General features: G+C 67.4%; 6 protein-coding genes. 3 read left to right on the forward strand and 3 right to left on the reverse strand.

The genetic code is table 11. From position 1 onward, the window contains the following. Positions 1–840: LysR substrate-binding domain-containing protein (locus MRY84_RS03440; RefSeq protein WP_291504356.1), on the forward strand; the 840-nt coding region annotated here is incomplete at its 5' end. A gap of 14 nt (positions 841–854) precedes the next feature. Here MRY84_RS03440 and MRY84_RS03445 read toward each other — a convergent pair. After that, positions 855–1,814 carry a LysR family transcriptional regulator gene (locus MRY84_RS03445; protein WP_291504357.1) on the reverse strand — a complete coding sequence of 320 codons (960 nt, stop codon included), beginning with the start codon at positions 1,812–1,814 and terminating at the stop codon, positions 855–857. A 113-nt stretch (positions 1,815–1,927) separates the two neighbouring features. Here MRY84_RS03445 and MRY84_RS03450 point away from each other — a divergent pair, with 113 nt between their 5' ends. Beyond that, positions 1,928–2,947: an NAD(P)-dependent alcohol dehydrogenase gene (locus MRY84_RS03450; protein WP_291504358.1), complete on the forward strand. Its 1,020-nt coding sequence runs from the start codon at positions 1,928–1,930 to the stop codon at positions 2,945–2,947. A gap of 151 nt (positions 2,948–3,098) precedes the next feature. On the opposite strand, the gene MRY84_RS03455 is transcribed toward MRY84_RS03450, so the two are convergent. Both MRY84_RS03455 and rpsU read right to left on the reverse strand, forming a co-directional pair. Beyond that, positions 3,099–3,545, reverse strand: a complete 447-nt coding sequence (locus MRY84_RS03455) for a GatB/YqeY domain-containing protein (protein WP_291504359.1) — start codon at positions 3,543–3,545, stop codon at positions 3,099–3,101. A 215-nt stretch (positions 3,546–3,760) separates the two neighbouring features. Then, on the reverse strand, positions 3,761–3,973 hold the full coding sequence (rpsU, locus tag MRY84_RS03460; RefSeq protein WP_007833691.1) for a 30S ribosomal protein S21: 213 nt from the start codon (positions 3,971–3,973) through the stop codon (positions 3,761–3,763). 349 nt (positions 3,974–4,322) lie between these two features. On the opposite strand from rpsU, the gene MRY84_RS03465 reads away from it, so the two are divergent. Beyond that, the coding region (locus MRY84_RS03465; protein ID WP_291504360.1) for a diguanylate cyclase at positions 4,323–6,741 on the forward strand (2,419 nt) is incomplete at its 3' end.

A 6,741-nucleotide genomic window follows, 5' to 3' on the forward strand; every position in this document is an offset into this window, starting at 1 on the left:
CTGCTGGAGCAGGATTTGCAGGTGAAGCTGCTGCATCGCACGACCCGCCGCGTGGCGGTGACGGAGGAGGGCGAGCGCGTTTTTCACTGGGCGCAGCGCATCCTGGACGACATGGAGCAGCTGATGCAGGAGGTGGCAGTGACGCGCAGCGAGCCGCGCGGGCTGTTGCGGGTGAGCAGCAGCTTCGGCTTTGGCCGCCAGATCGTGGCGCCCGCGCTGTCGCGGCTGGTGGAGCAACACCCGGGTCTGCAGGTGCGGCTGGAGGTGTTTGACCGGCTGGTGGATGTGGCGGGCGAAGGCTTTGACCTGGACGTGCGCGTGGGAGACGAGATCGCCCCGCACCTCATTGCCCGCCGCCTGGCCGACAACCACCGCGTGCTGTGCGCGTCGCCCGCGTACCTGCAGCGCAAGGGCACGCCACGCACGGTGGCCGACCTGGCTGCGCACGACTGCCTGGTGATCAAGGAACGCGATCACCCATTTGGCGTGTGGCGCCTGCGCAGCGGGGCGCAGGAAGAATCAGCGAAGGTGCGTGGCCCTCTGTCGGCCAACAACGGCGAGATGGCCGTGCAGTGGGCGGTGGACGGGCGGGGCATTGTGCTGCGCTCGTTGTGGGATGTGGCCGGGCATCTGCAGGCGGGGCGCCTGATGCAGCTGCTGCCGCAGTGGCGGCAGGAGGCCAATGTGTGGGCCGTCTACCCCACGCGCCTGGAGCGCTCGGCCAAGGTGCGCGTCTGCGTGGAGTTTCTGCAGGCGTTCTTTCGACAGGAAGGGCTGGGGCTGCCGCTGACGAGTGGTGCCGCGGACGGTCCGGGCGAACGCAGCGGGCTAGCCGCGTAGGACGAAGGTTCTTGTTATCGGTCTGCGCCGGGCACCGCCGTCTTCGGCGCCGGACCCGGCAACAGCGCTGGCAACCGCGCGGCCAAGGTGTCGATCACCACCCGCGTGCGGCGCGGCAGGGCGCGGGCGCGCGGCCACACTGCGTGCAGGGCGTAGCCAAAAGGCTTGGATTCGTCAAACAGCTTCACCAGCGTGCCGGCCGCCACCGCGTCGGCCGCCAGCCACCGCGGTATGCGCGCAATGCCCAGCCCGGCCAGGGCGCTGGCGGCCACCACCTCCAGGCTGTCGCAGCGCACACGGGTGGGCACTGAGAACTCGCGCAACTCGCCGGTGGTGCAGTCGTGGTACAGCCAGGTGGGAGGCCGCTGCTCGTCGCGGCCATAGCTGGCAAACCGGTGATGGGGTGCCGCTTCCACCACGGCTTGCCAATTGGCCGGCCGGCCGTGGCGCGCCAGATAGGAGGGGGCCGCGTAAAGGCCCATCCACTGGTGGCCCAGCAGGCGGGCCGCCAGCGTGCTGCTGTCGTCCAGCGGCCCGCTGCGCAGGGCCAGGTCTACCCGCTCTTCCACCAGGTCCACCCGGCGGTCGCTGAACTGCAGGTCCAGCCGCAGGTCCTGGTGCTCGCTGGCCAGTTCCATCAGCAGCGGTGCCACGCAGACCCGGCCGAACAACGCGGGCATGCTCATGCGCAGCGTGCCTGTGGGAGCGTGGCGGCCGGCCTCCACGGCCGCGTCGGCGGCATCCAGCTCGTCCAACGCACGCCGGCAGCGCTCGTAGTAGGCCTGGCCATCGTCCGTCAGGCTCTGGCTGCGCGTGGTGCGCTGGAACAGCCGCACCGCCAGCCGCTGCTCCAGTCGCGCAATGCTCTTGCCCACGGCCGAGCGGGTGCGGCCCAGGCGCGTGGCCGCCAGCGCAAAACTGCCCGCCTCCACAGCCGCGACAAAAGCCTCGATACCTTGCAATCGTTCGCTCATTGGCGAATTTTGTTCTCCAGTTAAAGGAAAAACAAGAACCACCAGAGATATCCAGGCGTCAATAGCATCGCCATCTCTCATTCTTTCTTTGTTGGTTCGCCTGGAGTTTGTCCATGACCTCTTCCGATCTCCCATCCACCCTGCAGCGCTGGCAGCTGCCCCGCTTTGGCTTGGCCCATCTGGAGCAGGTGCACGCCCCGATGCCGTTGCCCGCGCCACACCAGATCCTGGTGCAGACCGAGGCGGTGGCCCTGAACTACCGTGATTTGCTGATGGCGCGCAACGGCATGGGCATGGGCCTGGCCTTTCCGTTCACGCCGGCGTCTGACCTGGCTGGCACCGTGCTGGCCGTGGGCGATGGCGTGACCCGCTGGCAACCTGGCGACCGGGTGCTCAGCACTTTCTGGGGTGGCTGGCTGGACGGCGAGCGGCCCGCCAGCGCGGTGCCGCTGGGCGCGCCCGGCCCCGGCGCGCTGGCCTCCCATGTGCTGCTGGATGCCGACTGGGCTGTGGCGGCGCCCCGCACGCTGGACGCGGCCGCTGCCAGCACCCTGCCCATCGCGGGACTCACGGCCTGGTTTGCACTGGTGGAAACGGGCCTGCTGCGCGCGGGGCAGACCGTCCTCATCCACGGCACGGGTGGGGTGGCGTTGTTCGGGGTGCAGCTTGCCCGCTTGCATGGGGCAGTGCCCATCGTCGTTTCGGGCGATGCCGCCAAGCGCGAGCAGGTGCTGGCGCTGGGGGCTGCCCATGCGCTGGCCCGCGATACCGACTGGCCGGCCCAGGTGCGGGTGCTGACGGACGGGCGCGGTGCCGACCAGGTGCTGGAGACCGTGGGGGGCGCCAACCTGGGCCGCTCCATGCAGGCGCTGCGCGCCGGGGGACGCGTGTCGGTGATCGGCACGCTGGCGGGAGATACGGTGAGTGCCTCGGTCTACGACTTTCTGCTGGGCCGCGCCACGGTCCAGGGCATCAGCGTGGGCCACCGCCGCGCGCTGGAGGAACTGGTGCGCGCCGCGGATGCGTGTGGCCTGAAGCCGGTCATCGCCGGCCAATATGCCGCGGGCGACGTGCCCGCCGCCTTTGCGCACCTGGAACGTGGCGCGTTCGGCAAGGTGGTGGTGCGCTTTTGACCCGCGCGGGTACCGGTGCCTTGGCCCGGTGACATGAAGAATATGAGTAAAAATAGCTGCTAGCGCTTGTGCAGAAAGCGCTGGCAGCTATCAAAAGAGAAGCGACAGTGCGGTGGGCCTGATCAGCCCGTCTGATCAGCCCATCAGGCCATCAACCCGCCAGTGCTGCCTTCACCGCGGCAGACACTTGTCCCATGTCGGCCTTGCCCGCCAGGCGTGTCTTCACCACGCCCATCACCTTGCCCATGTCGCCCGGGCCGGCGGCGCCCACTTCGGCCACGATGGCCTTCACGGCAGCGGTCACTTCGTCGGCCGACATGCGCGCGGGCAGGTAGGCCTGCAGCACGGCCATCTCGGCCTTTTCCTTGTCGGCCAGGTCCTGGCGGCCCGCGCCTTCAAATGCGGTGATGGAGTCCTTGCGCTGCTTGATGAGCTTGTCCACGATGGCCACCACGGCTGCGTCATCCAACTCGATGCGCTCGTCCACTTCCTTTTGCTTCATCGCGGCCTGCAGCAGGCGGATGGTGCCCAGGCGCTCGCTGTCCTTGGCGCGCATGGCGGTCTTCATGTCTTCGGTGATCTGGTCCTTGAGGCTCATGGCGGCTTCCTTGGTTGGTTTTTAGACAAGAACAGGGGTTTGCCAAAAGGCTTTGTGGCCAGGCGTCAACGCCGCAGACAGTAGTGCTGCTACGGCAAGGCGTTGCAACGACGCCAGAAAGCCTTTTGGCAAACCCCAAAAACAAAAACCCGCGCTTGGCGTCCCTAGCGCGGGTTTGGCGGCTGTCCGGTGAGAGGACAAGGCCGAAGCGGTACTTAGTACAGCTTCTTGGGCAGTTGCATGCTGCGAACGCGCTTGTAGTGACGCTTCACGGCGGCTGCCTTCTTGCGCTTGCGCTCGGCGGTGGGCTTTTCGTAGAACTCGCGGGCGCGCAGGTCGGTCAGCAGGCCGAGCTTTTCGATGGTGCGCTTGAAGCGGCGCAGGGCGACGTCAAAGGGTTCGTTTTCTTTTACGCGGATCGTAGTCATTAGCTAATGGTTTCCAAAATGTGCCCACAGAGGGTCTCCAGGAAGATCGGGCCTGAAGGTCGTGTGTGGCGGGTTCCCCGTCTGTAACTAGTATTGGCCGACGGGGCATTGCCAGCAAAGCCGGACATTATAGCCTTTGCCCGCTGGTTGAAAAGCCCCCCTGCTGCGAAGTGCTGGAGAGAACGGCAATGTGATGGTGTCGCCAGGCCGGGCCGCGGTGATGGGCCAACGGTGGAAGGCTCTCTCGGAAAACCAGAAATGGGCGTGGAAATTGCTTCACGTTGTAACAATCATTTTCCGCCGGTGAGGCGCCTGGTCCATCCGCCCGGGCGCCTGCCGCCGCAGCACCATGGCATTCATGCACCGCGTATCGGGTTGGCTGGGCCGCCTCAGTGTGGGGCGCAAGCTCATGCTCATCTACCTGCTGGACTTGACGGCCGTCATCTATGTGTCGGGCATCCTGATCCACGAGAAGTACCTCGCCATCGACTTCGCCCGCAAGGAGATCGTGGGGACAACGTACGCCGCCGTGGTGCGGGATGGCTTCATGGGCCAGTTCCTGCCGCCGGGCGCGGCGCAGCAGCCGGCAGGCGGGGCTCCGGATGTGGTGCAGCGCCTGCAGCAGGTGCGCGCCCGGCACGATGCGCTGCTGCGCACGGGCGAACTGGGGGAGCGCTTTGAAGACGCGCTCGGGCGCCTGGCTGCTGCCGAGGGGGCGGGCGCGCCGGCCACGGCCGCGCTGGCGCCAGGCGAGGTGGCACGCCTGCGCAGTGTGCTGCTGCGCGACGGACGCGAGTTGCTGACCACGGTGGGCAACCAATCCAACCTGATCCTGGACCCGGATCTGGACAGCTACTACGTCATGTCGCTCGTCGTGCTGCGCTACCCCGAGTTGTTGCAGGCCGTGCACGACACTGTGAGCTTTCTGAGTGCGCCGTCCGCGGTGCGGGGCCCGCAGTGGTCTTACGACCTGCTCACGCTGGCCGGGCGGCTGGATGCTGTGGCGCTGGGCATCGAGTCCGACTACAACCAGGCCTTCATTGCCGGCAAGCCCGAGATGCTCGCCGTGCTGGCTCCGCCGCGCGAGGCGCTGAAGGCCGCATTGCAGGCCTTCCAGGCACAGCTTCAGGAGGCTGCGGGGGGGGATTCGCGGCTGACGCTCGAGTCGTTGATGGACCAACAGGCCGCCGTGCTGGGCGCGTTGAATGGGGCCTGGACGGTAGGCATCACGGACCTGGAGCGCCTCTTGAACCAGCGCGTGGACAGCCTGTTCGCCCGCATGTGGCTGCACCTGGGCACTGCGCTGGTGCTGCTGGGCTGCATCCTCTCGCTGGTCACGCTGGTGGCGCGCCAGATTGCCAAGCCGCTGCAGCATCTGGCGCGCGTGGCCGACGAGGTTCGCAAGAGCGGCGACCACACCTTGCGCGCGCACTGGACGAGCCGGGACGAAATCGGCCGCCTGGTCACGGCCTTCAACGACATGCTGTCCCAGCTCGACCGGGACCGCCTTCTGCAGCAGGAGCTGGCCGCCAGCGCCCGCGCGGCCGAAGCGCAGCGCGAGCTCGTCGAAGCCTTTCCCATCCCCATGGTGGTCACCTCCGTGCCCGAACATGAGGTTCTGCATTCCAACAAGCCCGCGGCCCACTGGCTGGGCGGCCGCAGGACGGACCCCTGGGCGGTGGGCCTGGAGCCCGGTGTGCGTGCGCGGTTCTTTCAGCGCCTGGCGGACCAGGGCTCGGTGGACGAGTTCGAGGTGCGCTGGAAGGCCAGCCCCGAGCCGTCATGGGCCGTGCTGTCGGCACGGCGCCTGCAGTTCCAGGGGCGCGATTCGGTGCTCACGGCCTTCACACCGATCAATGTGCTCAAGGTGATGGAACAGCGGCTGGAGCTGTGGGCCAAGGTGTTCGAGGCCTCATCCGAGGGCATCATCATCATGAGTGCCGAACAGCAGATACTGAGCGTCAACAAGGCGTTCTGCCGCAGCACGCACTACGACTTCTACGAGGTCATTGGCGAGAACCTGGGCTTTTTGCTGCAGGAGTCGCCTGCCGAGCCGCTGCCGCCACAGATCCAGCGCACCCTGCAGGAAAAAGAGTCATGGCAGGGTGAAGTGCGCTTTCGGCGCCGCTCGGGCGAGACCTACCCGGCCTGGCTCATGGTGTCGGCCGTACGCGAGGGCAAGGGCGGCGCCGTCACCAACCACATCGGCATCGCCATCGACATCACCGACCGCAAGCGCAGCGAAGAGCGCATCCAGTTCCTGGCGCACCACGACGTGCTCACCGAGCTGCCCAACCGGTCGCTGTGCGTGCAGCGCCTGCAGGCCGCGTTGGCGCAGGCGCCCATCACGGGTGAGAAGGTGGCCGTGCTCTTTATCGACCTGGACCGCTTCAAGGCCATCAACGACACCCTGGGCCACCACATCGGCGACGGGCTGCTGCGCTCGGTGGCCGCGCGGCTCACCCAGGCCGTGCGCAGCCGCGACACCGTCAGCCGCCTGGGCGGCGACGAGTTCGTCGTGGTGATGCGCGACGTGGCCGGGCGCGAGGACGTGCAGCAACTGGTGGAGCGCCGGCTGATCCCGCTCATCCGCCAAAGCCACCCGGTGGAGGGCCACGAGCTGACCGTGTCCTGCAGCGTAGGCATCGCCGTGTACCCTGAAGACGGCAGCGACATCGACGAGCTGATGCGCCGCGCCGATGCCGCCATGTACGAGGCCAAGACCACTGGCCGCGACATGGCGCTGTTCTATTCGGCGGAGACCGACC

It is taken from the genome of Acidovorax sp., from assembly GCF_022763525.1.
Classification (GTDB): Bacteria; Pseudomonadota; Gammaproteobacteria; order Burkholderiales; family Burkholderiaceae_C; genus Acidovorax.